At 52.9% G+C, this 15787-nt stretch carries 15 protein-coding genes; 8 read left to right on the top strand and 7 right to left on the bottom strand.

What is annotated here, in order from left to right; translation table 11 throughout:
• The first annotated feature begins 288 nt into the window (after positions 1–288).
• Together Mal15_RS27080 and Mal15_RS27075 are read left to right on the top strand one after the other, a co-directional pair.
• A complete protein-coding gene (locus Mal15_RS27080; RefSeq protein ID WP_167547082.1) occupies positions 289–1536 on the top strand; it encodes a helix-turn-helix domain-containing protein in 1248 nt (415 codons plus the stop codon).
• Positions 1537–1568: 32 nt separating this feature from the next.
• Positions 1569–2081, top strand: coding sequence for a hypothetical protein (locus Mal15_RS27075; protein WP_147870616.1), 513 nt, complete (start codon positions 1569–1571; stop codon positions 2079–2081).
• 64 nt (positions 2082–2145) lie between these two features.
• Here Mal15_RS27075 and Mal15_RS34940 read toward each other — a convergent pair whose 3' ends face one another.
• The 7 genes from Mal15_RS34940 to Mal15_RS27040 form a co-directional block, all read right to left on the bottom strand.
• On the bottom strand, positions 2146–2268 hold the full coding sequence (locus tag Mal15_RS34940) for a hypothetical protein (RefSeq protein ID WP_261344526.1): 123 nt from the start codon (positions 2266–2268) through the stop codon (positions 2146–2148).
• 92 nt (positions 2269–2360) lie between these two features.
• Positions 2361–3926 (bottom strand): IS66 family transposase, encoded by a 1566-nt coding sequence (gene tnpC / locus Mal15_RS27070; protein WP_167547081.1) that lies wholly within the window; start codon positions 3924–3926, stop codon positions 2361–2363.
• Between the two features lie 56 nt (positions 3927–3982).
• Positions 3983–4270 (bottom strand): IS66 family insertion sequence element accessory protein TnpB, encoded by a 288-nt coding sequence (gene tnpB / locus Mal15_RS35185; protein WP_390623541.1) that lies wholly within the window; start codon positions 4268–4270, stop codon positions 3983–3985.
• Between the two features lie 80 nt (positions 4271–4350).
• Positions 4351–4647 (bottom strand): IS66 family insertion sequence element accessory protein TnpA, encoded by a 297-nt coding sequence (tnpA, locus tag Mal15_RS27060; RefSeq protein WP_147870613.1) that lies wholly within the window; start codon positions 4645–4647, stop codon positions 4351–4353.
• A 52-nt stretch (positions 4648–4699) separates the two neighbouring features.
• On the bottom strand, positions 4700–5482 hold the full coding sequence (locus Mal15_RS34770; RefSeq protein WP_233903053.1) for an MT-A70 family methyltransferase: 783 nt from the start codon (positions 5480–5482) through the stop codon (positions 4700–4702).
• Between the two features lie 249 nt (positions 5483–5731).
• Positions 5732–6043 (bottom strand): helix-turn-helix domain-containing protein, encoded by a 312-nt coding sequence (locus Mal15_RS27050; protein WP_233903582.1) that lies wholly within the window; start codon positions 6041–6043, stop codon positions 5732–5734.
• Positions 6044–6237: 194 nt separating this feature from the next.
• Complete coding sequence (locus tag Mal15_RS27040) at positions 6238–7386, bottom strand: MT-A70 family methyltransferase (RefSeq protein WP_167547080.1); 1149 nt, start codon at positions 7384–7386, stop codon at positions 6238–6240.
• A gap of 637 nt (positions 7387–8023) precedes the next feature.
• On the opposite strand from Mal15_RS27040, the gene Mal15_RS27035 reads away from it, so the two are divergent.
• From Mal15_RS27035 to Mal15_RS27010, 6 genes are all read left to right on the top strand, one after another.
• The gene (locus tag Mal15_RS27035; RefSeq protein WP_147870610.1) at positions 8024–8320 is read left to right on the top strand and encodes a hypothetical protein; all 297 of its coding nucleotides are present in this window, start codon (positions 8024–8026) and stop codon (positions 8318–8320) included.
• Between the two features lie 37 nt (positions 8321–8357).
• Complete coding sequence (locus tag Mal15_RS27030; protein ID WP_147870609.1) at positions 8358–8741, top strand: hypothetical protein; 384 nt, start codon at positions 8358–8360, stop codon at positions 8739–8741.
• A gap of 548 nt (positions 8742–9289) precedes the next feature.
• A complete protein-coding gene (locus tag Mal15_RS27025) occupies positions 9290–9928 on the top strand; it encodes a hypothetical protein (RefSeq protein ID WP_147870608.1) in 639 nt (212 codons plus the stop codon).
• 4 nt (positions 9929–9932) lie between these two features.
• Positions 9933–10649 carry a hypothetical protein gene (locus Mal15_RS27020; protein WP_147870607.1) on the top strand — a complete coding sequence of 239 codons (717 nt, stop codon included), beginning with the start codon at positions 9933–9935 and terminating at the stop codon, positions 10647–10649.
• 81 nt (positions 10650–10730) lie between these two features.
• Positions 10731–13793 (top strand): type IV secretory system conjugative DNA transfer family protein, encoded by a 3063-nt coding sequence (locus Mal15_RS27015; protein ID WP_167547079.1) that lies wholly within the window; start codon positions 10731–10733, stop codon positions 13791–13793.
• 18 nt (positions 13794–13811) lie between these two features.
• Entirely contained in the window at positions 13812–15125 is a 1314-nt protein-coding gene (locus tag Mal15_RS27010) for a coiled-coil domain-containing protein (RefSeq protein ID WP_147870605.1), read from the top strand.
• Positions 15126–15787: the final 662 nt, after the last annotated feature.

Here is a 15787-nt window from a genome sequence, read left to right as displayed (position 1 = left end):
TAGTCCAATGATGCAACCATGAGCTAAAAAGTCCTTTTCATTTCAACAACTTGCAGCTTGAGGCCACCCAAGAGAGGTGTGCGACATTGCCGCTTACGTAGAATTTACCGCAATCGGACTTTTAAGTCAAATCTTGACTTGCATGTCCTGATAAGGTACTATGGATCTGAGATGAGAGATCGGAGAATTTTCACAAATTGACCTTTCCCTCATCATTGGATGGACATTTGGCTGCCAGTTTTTTTCAAGCTATTGTCAGCTCGAAAAATCGCTGGCTGGAGGCATCGCATGGCAAAGATCGACACCGTTTTACTGGGGCGTCAGATTCAAGAAGCTCGAAAGAGTGCTGGATTCACTCAGCAGCAAGTTGCTGACGAACTTGGCATTCAACGCACCGCTGTAGTCAATATTGAGGCTGGACAGCGATCCATCAGCACTCGCGAACTTACCAAGCTTGCACGATTCTTCGGTCGCTCCGTTTCTGAGCTTCTCGATGAAGAATCGTCGTCCAATGAAGATATCTTTGTCGTTCTTCATCGACTCGACGAAGAGTTTTCTGAAGACTCAGAGGTACGCCGAGAAGTCAATAACCATGTTGCGATCTGTCGCGAGGGGCATGACTTAAAAGAGATACTTGGAATTTCCAGTGAGGATGCATCGCCAGAATACGCGATGCCAGAACCGCAATCGACCATTGAGGCCGTAGAACAAGGTGCTGAAGTCGCCGTTCAAGAACGCCGTAGACTTTCTCTTGGAAGCAATCCGCTTCCAGATCTTGCAAAGCTGATAGCTGCACAAGGCATTTGGGCGGCAAAAGTTTCTCTTCCCGACGAAATGTCCGGGATGTTTCTCCTTCACCCGACTTTTGGTTCCGCGATTCTCATCAACCAACATCATCCGCTTTCAAGACGCCGGTTTTCGTTTGCCCACGAATATGCTCATGCACTGCTTGACCGAAACTCGACCGCGACCATAAGCAGTAGCAGAAACAGAAAGGACCTTAGAGAAGTAAGAGCAAATGCCTTTTCGGCAGCATTTCTACTTCCAGCAGATGGGATCCACTCCTTCTTGTTGCATAGAAGAAAAACTGTCCCAAGCCGAATAGAACAGATTGTCTACGATCCTTCTGCACATGGGGAAGAATTTGTTGCAGCGAAGCAACGCGTCAAGGCCAGCAATAGCAAAGTCACCTATCAAGATGTCGCATCCCTGATGTGCTATTTTCGTACAAGCTACCAGGCAACTTGCTATCGGCTTCGGTCACTTGAGTTTATCACCAAAGATGAGCTATCTGAACTGCTCGAAAAAGAAGCACTTGCCAAAACGGTGTTCACTGTTTTGCAATTGTTCGACGAAGCTAAGGATGAAGGCGAAAACGATAGCCAGTTTGACGAAGATGTACTTCGGCTGCAGGTATTGAATCTTGTCGTCGAAGCTTATCGTCGCGAGGAATTGTCGCAAGGGCGACTACGCGACTTCAGTTCGATGCTTGGCATCAAAGCAGCAGATTTGTTGGAACTTGCCGAGGCGGCATAGCGCAGTTAGTAGTCGAGGAATGACTTTTAGCAATGGATGCAAAGACAACAGTGATCCTCGACACATCTGTGCTCATTAACTTTGCCAGGATCCGAAGAATTGATCTGCTTGAATCCCATCCGTCATACGATTTCTTGATTTGCGACCACGTTAGAGACGAAGTTAAAGAGCATTTCCTCGAACAATTCGAAGCTGTCAACAGTGCGTTGGCGGATGGTGTGCTTGCTGAAACCGCGGCAGACGATCCAGCAGAACTATCTGATTTTGTCACACTAGTCGGTGAAAAGCGACTTGGAACGGGCGAGTGTTCTGCAATCTCACTCGCTAAGAACCGCTCAATTGCCCTTGCCATTGACGATCGCAACGCACGAAAACGTGCCACCAAATTCGCCCCCGGCATACAACTGCATTGCACACAATCGCTTGTCGTTGACCTAATTCAAGCAGAAGTTCTTACGATCGCGGAAGCCGACGCCATCAAGCTTGACTGGGAAACCAACCATTGCTTCAGGCTAAAGATCGCGAGTTTTGGAGATCTGATTTAGTCCCTCTAGTCGATGAACGGGTCGCAGCAGAGGCGTCTTTGGAACTTGCTGCAGCGGGCATGTACTAAAACAGCCGCTTCTCAACCTGGTTACCGTAAACCGTCCACTGGGAGTGCGGAAGCTCTTCGCGGCCATACATCTCCAAGTAGGGGCCGGGACTCACCTTTTCGACAATCGACCTGATCACGCCTGGCTTTCGGCTGTGTTGACCTCGGTGTGACTCGATCCAGCTTTTCATTGTGTTGTCGCGAAAGGTCGTAAGCGCACGGTGAAGTGCGGCTAGCTCTTTGCTTCTCGTTCCTTTTTTCGCTGGTCAGCGATTTCCCAACGATGCTCGGGATTGTCAGCCAGCCAGCGATCTGGAAGCAGTGTTTCTACTGCGACTCCCCGGGGAAGCCCGCTGATGACTGCCCGCATGTACGCCCACGGTTCCACATGGTTCTCTTTGCAACTGGCGATCAGCGACATCAGTCGCGACGCCCGATGCCCCGCTTCGGTGCTTCCAACGAATAGCCAGGCCTTGCGGCCAAGGGCGACGTTTTTCATCGCCCGTTCGGCTCGGTTGTTGTCGATCGATAGCTCGCCGCTTTCGATATAGCGATTCAGCCCTTCCCATTGGTTGCGTGTGTAGGTTGCCGCCTTGCCGATTAAACTCTTCGGCAAGAACTCCTCGTCGTCCAGCCAACGCTTCAGGTCCCTCAGCAGCGGTAGCGCGTGCTGCTCTCGTATCGACCGGAGGATCTCACGATCAGATTCGCTCGCTGCACGCTCCACTTCGTAAAGACGCGCGATCACGCCAAGGACATGATGGGCTCGCGCAGGATCTTGCTCACGCGCCTTGTGCCAGTAGCGACGACAGTGCGCCCAGCAGGATACTTCGGCGATCTTGCCTTGCGATTGCAAGTAGATTCCGTCATAGCCACCGTAAGCATCCGCTTGGAGGTAACCTTCGTAGTTTTTCAAAAATTGTTCTGGCCCGGCCCGCTCTCGCGTCTGCGTGAAGTCATAGACCGTGTATGGGTGTCCGCGATCGCCAAGATACGCCCAGAACCGTGCCATACGTGTACCGCCGATCGCGTGATCGATCAGCTTGACCTGCGTGTCGTCGGTGTGGATCACGCGAGACTGCAGGCAGCGCGACTTCATCAGCTCGTAAAGCGGCTCAACAAGGTCCGATACGGCCGCCAGCCAATCGTAGATCGTGCTGCGGCGGATGTGCACGCCATGACGTGAGAAGATGTCTTCGAGTCGATAACCGGGCAAGTGGTCACCGAATTTGCCGACGACGACTTGGGCAAGAAGGCCTGCGGTGGCCAAGCCCTTGGCGATCGGCTCAGGCGGCTTGGGGGCGGTCAGCAGGGTTGCCTGATCATGCTTTTCCGGGCAAGCGTACACAGCTCGCTTGTGCACGATCACTCGCATCTGCGCCGCAACGTAGTCGAGTTGCTTGCTGATCTCGTACCGAATCACCGGCATCGGTTTGCCATCGATCGGACAGAGACGCTCCTGCTCGGGAAGTTCGTGAAGGACTTCCACGTGTGGCAAGTTGTCGGGAATCATTCGCCGGGAACGACGCTTCTTTCGTCCGCGTCTGGGCTTGGATTCCTCCAGCTCTTCTTCGATCAGCTTCTCAAGCTCACCGATCTCAAAGAGCAGCAGTTGATCGGGATCGATCCGCTCTCGTTGCTTTCCGCGAAGAGCCGCGAGAAGCTCGGCAATTCTGTGCTCCTGCTTTTCAAGCTTCGCTTGCTGCGTGGAGACCGTTTGGGCAAGTTGATCGTTGGAAGAAGCGAGCTTCAACACGAGTTCGCGTAGCTCGTCGATATCGGCAGGCAATTCATCCATGTTCATGCCGTTAATATGACAACCAACCCAATATCGTTCGACCGACGATGAAAAATTCAACGAGTTTTTTTCGGTCGATAGCGTTTGCGGTGCTCGATGCTTCTCAAATCGATTCCACCGAGCAGGAGCGAGAGCTGTTGCGCTGTAATCTCAGCCTTCTCAGGACGTGTATCTTTGCCGACAAGATCGGTTGGAAACTGAAACGTTCCCTTTTCGAGTCGCTTGTACCAAATGGCCAGTCCATCTCGGTCCCAGTACAAGATCTTCAGCCGGTCACGATTTCGATTGCGGAAAACAAACAACTGGCCGCTCAGAGGATCTTGCTCAATGATCGTTGTGACCATGCCAGAGAGACCATCGAAAGAGCGGCGCATGTCTGCCGGTTGCGTGCACAGAAAGATCTTGAAGCCGGTTTGGATCCCGATCATGCCTCCGCCCCTTGAATCTGAGCGAGTGTCTCCAAGACGGGTCGCAACGATTCGATTTGGTTGTCGACACGGAGAACGGCTCCGCAAGGGAAGTCGACGCAAACTTGGCTGTTTGGCTTGACGACAACAGGAACAAACAGATCGACGGGCGACGCCTTGAGCTTCCGTCGCCAAACATAGAACGAGTTGACGCTGACATGGATCTGTTGGCAAAACTCGGCAACCGTCAGTTCACTGGATTCGAACTGCTCCATCCACGCAGCCCACTGAGGGGCAGAAAATCGTTTTCGCATCGGACCTCCTCCAAGGAAATCCAATAAACTAGTTCTGCCGTCAACATGGACTTCACCGTGCGCTTACAAAGGTCAGCGCGCCCCGCACACCCAGCAGCAGGAATTCGTGGGACACGCGCCAATAATTCCCCATGCCGATATCTGGCTTCGTCCACACAAAGCACGATTTGAACTTAAATCCCCAGGATTCGATCACGTCAAACGACTCACGCAAGAAGGCGTTCGTCGTCCACAGATGCAAATGGGCATTTTCGGCGACAATCTCTCTGACCGGCTCGGCGCATATTTCGTCCACGGTCATTGTCTGGTAGTGATTCTCTGCCGCGCCACGTGAACTGGTGTTGTCGTATGCCCAGGGAGGATCGGCATAGATCGTCGAGAATCGATGTCCCGATTTCACCAGCGTTTGCAACTCGCTGACGTTCGTTCCCACGCTCGCAGTTGGCTGTTGTCTATCGTTGTCGGAGGATTCGGCAACCGGAAACAGAACCAATTGCTTCGCAGCCGTTTCGTCCTTGCACACTTTCGAGTGAAGCAACTCCATGAGCTCGGATAGCGCGGCCTCGATGTCAGCTTCGCTGTCCATCAGCATGAGCTTATTGAACTCAAGCACCGTGCCGATGGGCAATGGCGGCTGCATCGTCTCTTGAAGCCCTTTCACCGGGACTGGGCATTCATATTGACGCTTCCATTCGATTGCAAATGCCGTTCGCAGCGATTCAATGTCATCAACTCGGTCGCTCACAAGGTCGTCGCGAAACGAAACGGCTGCTTGCAACATCGCGCCACGGCGTCCGCATGGCAGGTCCAATATCAGGTGAGTTAGATCCATCATCGAATGCTCTTGAATACTATGTGGTCGACACAGATGTCATCAGTTCCCGTCATCTGGGATCGTTTTGCCGATCCCGACTTTGATCACATTGCCTGAACCAAGGAGGAATCTCTTGCGTCGTTGAATGAACGCAATCCGAGCATCTCGGGCAGTCTGCCGTTTGCTTGATGCTGAAGAATTTCGCATCGCAAGAATCGCAAACGAAGTACCACCGGTGCAGCTCTTGTTCGCTCCTTGAATCCGGCTCGCTCATATGGGCAGCAACCCTTCGTTTTCGATTCGCTCCAACTCTTCGCGGGAAATCATCCACTCTTTGCTTAACCCACGACCTGTCCCTCGCTTTTCGGCCCACACTCGACCGTGGCGGCACCATTCCCGAACGGTGAACTCAGCTCGATTCAGGATCTGAGCGACCTCAGCTGTTGAGTAATATTCCTTCGTTCTCTTCTGCTCGATGAGCGACTCAAGCAGACGTTCAATCCGCTCAAGTCGCATTGCTACTTCTCCGTCTGCCATACTTATTTCCTCTTCCTGCTGGAACACTTGTTTACTCAGCATCATCACCGTGGACGAAAATCCACGTGTGAGCCAAGTCGACGACCTTTGCCAAGAGCGGAAGGTCGTCACGACCAAACTGCGCTGATTCTTTCCATACATCACCGTTCTTGAATAAACGGCAGACAGTGACGTTGTGTCGCTGACCCGACTTTGTCTGGTTTCTCCAGATCACGGCTTTGACCAACCCAAACCGGATCTCATGCATCGGTTTCTTCATTGCTCTTTTCCTCTACTTCAATGTTGTCGCTCTCGATATCCGTGCTGTAGATAGTCCAGCCGCTGACTTTGTTTCGCCCAAAAAGTTCCAGATATGGCCCTGGACTGACCCGCTCAATGATCTTGCGTACCCGCTCTGGAGCCCGACCATCGGATTCGCGCACCGCACGCATCCAACTGTTGAGCGTGGTTTCGGCAAACGGAAGTTCGCCGCGGATTCCTAACAGCAGGAACTCGTGGGCTTCAATCCAGTAGTCCGTTGACTGCCCATCGGGATTTAGACAAATCAAGCACGCCTGATATGAAAAACCCCAACTCTCCAAGACTTGCTTGGCTTCGCTGAAAGTCGCATTAGTTGCCCAGATATGGAGGTGGGCGTTGTCTTCTGCCACTGTTGGAATCGGCAGTTCACCAAGCGAACGCACCAGACCGTCGTTGCCTTCCCCATCACCTGACCACGGTGGGTCGACATAGATGCAGGAGAATTTGTTGTCACCAGTCAACTGCTCGACATTGTTGATCACCACACAATTGGTGATATCAGCCTCAACACCGTTTACGCTGCGATTCTTCTTTTTTGACCTAATCTTGCGTGCAATTCGCACGAGCCCCGCCGTTGTCACCTCGCCACAATCAGCACGCGTCGTATCGACGTATCGTTCAAACTCTTTTTCCGGAACGATGGCTGTCAGTTGCCACCGCGAGGATTGATCTTTTGTTACACCGATGTCACTTAACGTGACACGGTGCGAAGCGGACTCATCGCTACGGTCACCACCGTGTAACTTCAGTTTTCCCAACAGCTTCCCAGCTCGTCGCTCTGCGCGAAGTTTGACCTCCGCTGCATAGTTCTGAATCTCCAGTCCCATTCCTGCCGCCTGCGCGTACTTGCGCGCCGCCTCGGCTTTATCACGAATGTCTTTTAGCTCATTAAGCGAGCGAGCCTCGGAGATTGCCTGGTGGGCTTGCGAAAGCAGTGCCAACGATCTGCTGACTTCTGCTTCCTCACAATCCTCAGTCCCTTCCTGCTGCTCCCCAGAAGTTACCTCCACCACCGTTTCATCGGTCGGTACAGAAGATTCCTCAACGGGAGCCGGTGCAGAATCCTCCGGCTTGTTGAACCAACTCACAATCATGTTCTCCATCTACTTACGGAACGCTTCGAAGTTAATAACGAAGCGACAAGAGTAGTGGAGGAAAGCCGTTTCTCGATGAAAGTCACACTCGAAACGGCACTAGCCCTTGCAAGTGTAAATGCGATTTAGCAACGCTATGCTTTGCGCAGAAGTTCGCAGCAAAGTGACACCTTGTACTGACACCTTGCCTCGATTCAAAGCATCCGTTTCAAACGCTCAGTTCAGCTTTACTGCAAAAATGTTTGACATTTTGTCACAAGCTGCAGAAATCACTCGGGGCGCCGAAGCGAGCAAGCATCATGCCAGCCTACGACTGTCATGCTGCTTGCTGTTTTCGCTCCGACTTCCGGCGATCGCTCCAGCCTGCGGCAGTGATTTCTCCCATTGGTGGTTCTCGCCGTACCATCGTCCATTGGCTTGCATTTCCTTCCTCGATCCAAATTCCTGCCAACAAGGTCGCTCGCAGCACCGGGCTTTCGCCCGGCACCTCTCGCGTTGCCTGGATTTGTCTTGTTTTCGCTCCGAGTACGCCTTCATCGGTGAGTGAAAGGCCTACTCGGCACAAAAACATGCCGCAGGGGCCACTGATTAAACGCGGGCAGTACCGCGCCCGTTAGCAGGAGAGACAACGATGAAAATAAAACGAAAACCAACTATGCCTTACAGCCTGTTTCCACTCGGTAACCTCTATTCGACACGAGGTATCAATGAATCGCTCGACCGCCAAGAGATGTTTGCAATGGTCGCACGTCACGCCTGCGGAGACTGGGGAATCTGTTGCCAAGAAGACAAATTAGCCAATCAACAGGCGCTCAAGACGGGAGCCCGTTTGCTCTCCGTCTATCGAAGCAAAAGCGGAGATAAGATTTGGATCATCACCGAAGCCGACCGCAGTGCAACGACCGTTCTGTATCCCTCTGAGTATTAACCCCAAAATTAGCCAATCAAACGAAAGGATTCGAGACATGAACCTAAAACACATTCGAGACAACCTCAGCGTGCTACCCTCGGGCGCGCACCCCTATGAAACAGAAACCTTTGTTGGGGCGCAAAGCAACGTGGAGGTCCAGCAAGATGAGCCAGGACAGCTGGGAAACGAGGTGCGTCACCCGGTTCGCATCTTTAGCGTTGGTATGGTCATCACGCGAATCTGGTACGATTCCAACGACCATCCACAAAACGCTTGGAGAGTGGATCAACGCCGTATGGGCCTTGGTGAATGGGGAGCAACAGTCTACCAGCTACTGAGCACTGATGATCTTGGCGACGCATTGCGGGGACTGCGACTTGCTCGCCGCTGGATCAGGAAACGAGACCGCCGCATTGTGTGGCTGCGACTGCTTTCATAAAGACTATCACTCAGAAACGTGCGGAGCGATTGCTCCGCACCCTTTTGGCAGTCTAACAACACCACGCCGAAACTCTCGGTGCTGACTTCAGACCAAGAATTTCCGATTAGGATGGTTGCTAAATCGCGCGCCGCTGTACGCGGCTTAGCCTGAACGGCTTTGCGCGTGACCGGCTTGGGCCGGTGCACGCTTGCGACCTGTACGGTCGCTTGGGCTCGCTTGGCCGCTCGCCCCAGTTTGACCCGACTGGGGTCGGGTGCAAACTGTTAACGGCCTGCGCTGTACGCTCCGGCCTTTTTACGCGGGCTGAACGCCCGCGTGGGGCGCCGCTGGCGCGACGCCCTAGTCCATGGATGGCACCGCGGTTTAACGTGGCACGTGCCTGTCAACATGCCTCGTGCAGACGCGGATGCCCAACGAATTGTTGGGTCAATCGACTACATGTCATTCAAGGTGTCACCTATGGGTATGTTCTAACACGTTGTGCGTTGAATACTGTGATGCGTTCACTCCCCCGGCTTCTTCACTGACCAAGGCGCAACGATTGCATGAGGCTTACTGACCGTGATAGTGAAATCGTCTCAACGCTTGCTGCCCGAGTGCGGCTGTTTACACTCAATCAGATCGCACGAACTTGGTGGGCCTCTAGCAAACACTCACACGACCAGGCACGCAAACGCCTCAAGCAACTTGAAGACGAACTGTTGCTCAGAAGGATTCGCCTTACTGTAGTCGAGCTGCACGAACTTTCATCGCCCATCGTTACCTGGGCACCTGGTCAGGACCAACCCAATCTGGGCTCTGCGGCGTGGAAAATGCAAAGTCGTTGGCACGCCACGCCGCGTCCTGTCTCGGCCTACATCGCGACCAAGGCGGCTGCAAAACAATTCGGTGGTGCTGCCACAGGAAGACTCAAGCACCACTACCAAGCAACGCACGACATCGGGGTTGCCGAAATGTACTTGCAGCTAAGGAAATCTCGCGCCGATCTGATACAATATTGGGTTGGCGAAGATATCCTCGCTCCCCATCGCCGCAGGCAGAAACTACCTGATGCCGTCATCGCATCGCTGCCGGGTGCCACTCCTCAGCTTGTCCTGGAATTCGGTGGAGCGTATGACAAGGCACGTCTGCTGGCTTTTCACCAGGAGTGCAGTGCAAACGCCCTGCCCTACGAAATTTGGTGAGAAAGTGAGCAAGACTCGGCTAAGCGATCGAGATTATGAAATCCTCGACCACATCAAACGCTACCGCATGACCACGCGGGATGTTCTGCAAAAACTCTTCTTTGCGGACTCGGACATCAGTGCCGTTAGCAAGGTCACATCGCGTTTGATCCAGATGAACGTGTTGCAGAAATACGCTCTCGATGCCGATCGCGTCTACTTCGGTCTTGGCGAGGTAGCTGCCAAACTCCACGGCCTATCAGCTTCAAAAGCCTCTGCCCATGGACCGCAAGCCTTGATCGATAACTATGCGGCTTTGCAGTTCTGCTGCAACGGAGCTGTGCCCAGAGAACGCTTGCTTGTCAGCGAGCTAAAGCAATACATCGGTGGTATCCGAGGAAAGAAGCTCCGCCCAGGGATGTTCTACATCGACTATCAAGGTGGCCAATCTCGTCTAGCGGCGATGCGAGTTGATCACGGCAGCTCCCCCGCACACCTCCTTCGTCGTTCACGCGAATACTTGGAGCGGGTAGTTGCAAATCCGGGAATTGCTTCGCTGATACACCAGAAGAGTTTTATGCTGACAATTCTCACCGCGTTTGATGATAAGAAGACGCAAATCGAAGATTGCATCTCCCGCCAAGAATGGAAGGTCTTTTTTCGAGTAGAAGTGGTCAAAGGACTTCGCCCTTTGTTGACAGCCTCCGCACAGAAAGGCCAACTTCCGGGGGCAGAATTCTAAATGCTCTATGATCAATTCAAGAGACTCATAGATCGAGTCCCTGGGCTCCCGCAGAGTTTGCGACAATCCTTTGAAAACCCAGTGCAGGTCGAGCGTTTGCCTGACACATCGGGAATTCAAACCGAGTTTCCTGCATACTCGGAATCACGTGCTGCGGCCAAAAAGACCATTCGCAGAACGCTGATTGTCGCTGTTTTTATTTGCCTACTTCGAAGCATCCCCGAACACTTTCTACCAATTCCCTGGGCATACGATCTTTACGGAGTGCTGGCATGCCTTGCTGCATTCACAGTGACCGCCACTCTGATTGGTTGGCCATCAAAGTGGTGGCACTATCCGCTCTACTTCGTAGCTCTGCCGGCGCTACTGCTCTACATCCTCTACTTGAGATCGCTGTTTGCACTCCTTCTGCTGGCATCGGCGTTTACGGCTATTGTCGCCGATCGTTTTACCAAACTGACGCTTTACTTAGGAACAACGACGCCTTTTCCTAGGGATCGCGCCCGCTTTGTACGTTCAAAATGGCCAAGCCGACTGTTTAGCCTGAACACCATTCGCGGCATGGAGTTCTATGGGCTCATTGTATTGGTCTTAGTCGCTGCGCCCTTTATCGTTGATGGCTTGGATACCGCGGCAAATCCAGAGGGCGGATCGCTTCATTTTGCAGCCTCGCTGGCAACTCTTGGTGTCATCGTTCTGCTTCCCGTTGCCGTGGAATTACTGGCGGCAGTTTTCTACGGTCGCCGTCCGCTACGGGTCACACTTGCTTGGCGGGCCTTTAAGCGAAGCTTTGTCGACTGGAATTGTTACAACAGCCGCGAGGTTGCTGCGCCAGGAATCCTTCGCTCACCGGTAGGTCATGCCACGTCTCGTAGAAAGATGTTGCTTGGTGTCATCTATCTCTGGGCGGCAGCATTGATTCCCTTGGTGAGCTATCGCCATGCCATGCACGAAAGACTGGCCTACGCGCGCACCAGTGCATCGGTGAAACAGCGGACCGATGATGAGCAAGCGCGACAAGCACAGGAGAAAAGACTCAGAGAGTTCATCCGCCCACCGGACTTTGCTAGTAGGCAAGCCGAGTTTAAAAAGCAATTAGCCTTAGAGAGAGAGTTTGATTCGTGGTCCGGCGATTTGGACGCAATTCCAACACTTGCCCACGACCTCGAACCGTTCCAGCTAAAACTTCTTGAGCGATTACCCCAAGAGAATCGCCGCCAGCAAGTTCGCGAGATGCTTGGTCTTATCGACGCACCTCTTCGCGTCCCCATGTCGACACAGCCGCACGATCCAGCACCGGAAGAACAGGTAGCAAAGAGTGCTGCGCAAGATCGACCAATTTTTCTGCTGTTCTCCAAAATCGAGCATCCTTATGAGAATGATGTCACTAATTTTGGAAAGCCACAGGCTCGTGAGGGATTTGTCTTTGCACAAATCTTTCTCATCCTCGGCCTGGAGCAGGCCATCATGTTGTTGCTCGCGTTTAGCTTTCCAATTGCGTTTCTCTACGCTGCAAGCGTTCGTGTGGCAGCCAACTTGCGAGAACAATTGGAAGCCCACCCCGACACCATTCTCTCATTTGGGAATTGGAACCGCCTGGTCGACGACGTTGTTAAATCCGGGGACGAGACAGAACAGAAGAGTTTGCTGCTAGGCACAAACGTTTCCGATGGTTCGCCAATCATGGTGCCCCGTTCCGTATTTGAAGAACATGCCCACATCCTTGGTGACTCCGGGTCTGGGAAAACTTCGCTTGGGATATCCTTGATTCTCAATCAGCTGATTCGCCAACAGGATTGTTCCATCGTTGTCATCGATCTTAAGGGAGATGACTCTGCGCTGTTCTCCGGCACAAGAATGGACGCCGAATCAGCCGGTAAACCATTTCGTTGGTTCACCAATGAACTTGGCAAAAGCTCCTACGCCTTCAATCCCTTCACTCAGGAGTACTTCGACGGCCTTTCCCTTTACCAAAAGACTGACGTCATCACTGCCGCCTTGGGTTTGCAGTACGGGACGGATTATGGCCGAGGCTTCTACGCTGATGCGAATGCCGACTACCTCTATCGCACCTTGCAGGCTCATCGACACATTCGCTCCTTCAAACAGCTTGCCGAGATTCTGCCCACCGGCATCGACGTACCTTATGCTGCCGAAGTCCGCAAGAATGCAAGTCACCTGGTCAGTATTTCACAGCGGCTTGCCTCAACAGAGGCACTCAATGTGATCGACAACGACGAGTATCCAAAATCCGTGATCGATCATCAAATCGATTTTGCAGACGTTTTTCGCAGACCGCAGGTCATCTACTTACAGCTTCCATCCTCACTTGGCACCGCCTCCTCTGCCGAGATCGCTCGGATTGCACTCTATTCCATGATCGGCTCTGCCAGACAAACCCCCGATGCAAAACGTGTTCAGACCTTTGTCTTCATCGACGAGTTTCAGCGACTTGTCGCAAACAATCTCGAACTGCTCATGCAGACCGCCCGCAGCATGAAGATGGGACTTATCCTGGCCAACCAATCAATCTATGACCTAAAAAAGCCGGGCATCGATCTCATGCCAACGGTTCGCACCAATACTCGCTACAAGCAAGTTTTTGCGGCTTCCAACATCGAAGACTTGCGTGAACTAGTCGAAGTTTCCGGGGAAGCACTCGTGCATACCCGTTCTTACGGTCAAAAAGTGGGAATGGCCGGCCCATTTGGTGGCGGCATTCTGAACCTCAATCAAAGTGAGTCGACCACACCGCGATTGCGCACCAATGATGTCCTATTGGCAACCGATGCGGAGGACCAAAGCATCGTCCAGATACGGCGTGGTGCTGGCTATGCTCAATACGGTGGTTTCCCTTTTATCATGCGTTCCAAATTCCATATTTCAGCAGACGAATACAGCCACCGAAAAGAGCAATCCTGGCCCGAGCCCAGCGATGAAACCGTGGTTGGAACAGAAGTCGAACTCTCAAGTCCCCTCGACCAATTTGATCCGGTCAAACCACTGCCAGACTCTCCTCCCGATTCTCCGGCAAGCTCCAGCGGAGCCAAGGAAATCACCGAAGACCAATTCAAGTCGGCAAAACCCACCAGCACAAAACGTAAGAAGAAGCAAACCAAAAAACCTCCCCGTTCCTCTAACTGAATTCACACCACTGACGCCATGAATCAGCAGACCGACCCCGCCCCTGCTCGAAACCCCGATGAATCACGCCTCGACCTCGGGCGCCTGCTTCCTATTGGTGCGCTTGTACTTGTTGTTGGTTTCGGCGGATTTGCCTATCTCAAGTCTCTGCAAGAAGCTGAAAATGCTGAGTCAAGACTCGCCGAGCAAACCAACCAGAACATGGAGTTGCAAAAGCAGATGGCGAATTTGCAGACCGTAATGGAGGATCTCAGGACCGCAAAGGTTTATGAAGAACAAGAAAAATCCATCTCGCAGGTCAACTCCATGGCAGTGATCGAACAGGGCGAATTGGTCTCCGCACAGATCGACTTGCTTAGCCAAAAGCAGTCAGCTCTTTCGAAACGCATCTCTGAACTCGAAAAAGGCGATGTGGGGCGCAAAATTGCTGCCAGCCCCAAGCTTGTCGCAGAGTACAACGCCGCGTTGGATGTGACCTTGCCCGGCCCAACGATATGCTCAAGCCTTTCATCGCGATTGGATCGGCTTATGATTGCCCCCGCAAAGGCCATTGATGAAAAAGTCGGCGGATATGTGCCCTCAGGTGCTCTGCAATCCTCACTGGCATCCATTGAATCGCAAGTCTCAGATGCGTTGGCGGCGCTAGACCGCGTCACTTCCGATATTGAAGCCATCGTGCAGCAGGCACAAAGCCTTCAACCAAATGAAAGCCAGACGCTTGCACAAGCCATCAGCATTCTCTCCCAAGCTCAAGATGCCAAGCGTCGTGAGTTGGTGAGCGGGCAAGTCGAACAGGCGAAGAAAGAAGCGGCAGAAAAACTTGCTGCTCAAGAAGCAGAGAATCGCGCAAAGATTGCCGAAGCCGAACGAAAGGCCGCAGAAATGGTCGGTGATGAGACTGCAGCCAAAATTCTGGCCGATGCCAAATCCATCAAAGCTGAGATCGATGCGGCCAAGGCTGTACGGGCTGCGGCAGAAGCTAAGGCCCAGCTCGTTCGTGAATACAATCGCGAATTGCCGCAGGTCAAACAATACCTGCAGGCTTTTCTTGCTGACGGACGTAAACTTCGCACCGCCGGCAGTGGCCCCGCCTCATTGAGTTACCTGGTGGGCAAAGGTGCATTGACGCCCAGCAACACCGGGCTTGAAGAACTGCTCTCCTTGGGCTCCTACTACAACGACCGCCCACGGGGGGCACTGCCCGAGTTCTTTTATTTCAACTCCGTCAATGTCACTGGGAAGAACGACAAAATCGCCGCCATCGAGAAAGCCCAGCAATTCCTGATCAAATTCGGTGAACTAATGGTCGAAAATGGCACACTTGCCAAGTGACGTTTGCCAAAGCGACGCTTACAATAGAGCACACCTCCCCCTCCGCCGGGAGAACAATAAGGCGGACTGTCCCCTCCCACCGGGCAGTAACAATATAAGGTGGGATTTTTTATGCGCTGACCAAGTTCGCAGACGCCGACCTTGCTCAGGGCAGTGGTCCGCAACATGGTACTCAACTTGGCTCAGCCGCCTGGGCAAACAGGGCGATTTGTATGATCCAATTTGAGAGCCATGTCGCTCGACAGCAGAATGAGGCTTCGCTGTGCGGCCGTTGACAGACAAGCTGCAACCGCCGACACATCTTCGCCCTCAATGGTCAACTGGTTGTTCCGTCAGCAACACCTGCGAAAAGCCCGCTCAGAGAATCCGAGCAACAAAGCCAACGGCTTGCGTGCAGCTACATACAGCCCTTCATCGCTCATGCCGGCTTCGCCATCTTTCACCGTGCGGGGCCACAGGTCGCGGGGCGAGCCCCGACGGATGAAAGACGACGAAGCCAACGCGACCAATTTAAATCACCAAGTTCTTTCGGATGACTTTGCCCGGTCACTGTGTTAATGGATCGAAGATTACAGCACGAAACTGGGTAGAGTGATTCAGATCTCATGATTCAGGTACAGGCCTGACTCATGAGGTCGGTGGTCTAAAAGGTTTTTAACGCT

This window comes from Stieleria maiorica (assembly GCF_008035925.1).
GTDB lineage: Bacteria > Planctomycetota > Planctomycetia > Pirellulales > Pirellulaceae > Stieleria > Stieleria maiorica.
The sequence above is the reverse complement of the archived record's forward strand: the minus strand, read 5'-3'. Positions and strand labels throughout refer to the sequence as shown.

Coding starts and splice junctions, on each gene's coding strand:
- Mal15_RS27010 (WP_147870605.1), top strand. CDS start 13,812: ATGAATCAGCAGACCGACCCCGCCCCTGCTCGAAACCCCGATGAATCA.
- Mal15_RS27050 (WP_233903582.1), bottom strand. CDS start 6,043: ATGATGCTGAGTAAACAAGTGTTCCAGCAGGAAGAGGAAATAAGTATG.
- Mal15_RS34770 (WP_233903053.1), bottom strand. CDS start 5,482: ATGATGGATCTAACTCACCTGATATTGGACCTGCCATGCGGACGCCGT.
- Mal15_RS27080 (WP_167547082.1), top strand. CDS start 289: ATGGCAAAGATCGACACCGTTTTACTGGGGCGTCAGATTCAAGAAGCT.
- tnpA (WP_147870613.1), bottom strand. CDS start 4,647: ATGCGAAAACGATTTTCTGCCCCTCAGTGGGCTGCGTGGATGGAGCAG.
- tnpB (WP_390623541.1), bottom strand. CDS start 4,270: ATGGTCACAACGATCATTGAGCAAGATCCTCTGAGCGGCCAGTTGTTT.
- tnpC (WP_167547081.1), bottom strand. CDS start 3,926: ATGGATGAATTGCCTGCCGATATCGACGAGCTACGCGAACTCGTGTTG.
- Mal15_RS27075 (WP_147870616.1), top strand. CDS start 1,569: ATGGATGCAAAGACAACAGTGATCCTCGACACATCTGTGCTCATTAAC.
- Mal15_RS27030 (WP_147870609.1), top strand. CDS start 8,358: ATGAACCTAAAACACATTCGAGACAACCTCAGCGTGCTACCCTCGGGC.
- Mal15_RS27035 (WP_147870610.1), top strand. CDS start 8,024: ATGAAAATAAAACGAAAACCAACTATGCCTTACAGCCTGTTTCCACTC.
- Mal15_RS27025 (WP_147870608.1), top strand. CDS start 9,290: ATGAGGCTTACTGACCGTGATAGTGAAATCGTCTCAACGCTTGCTGCC.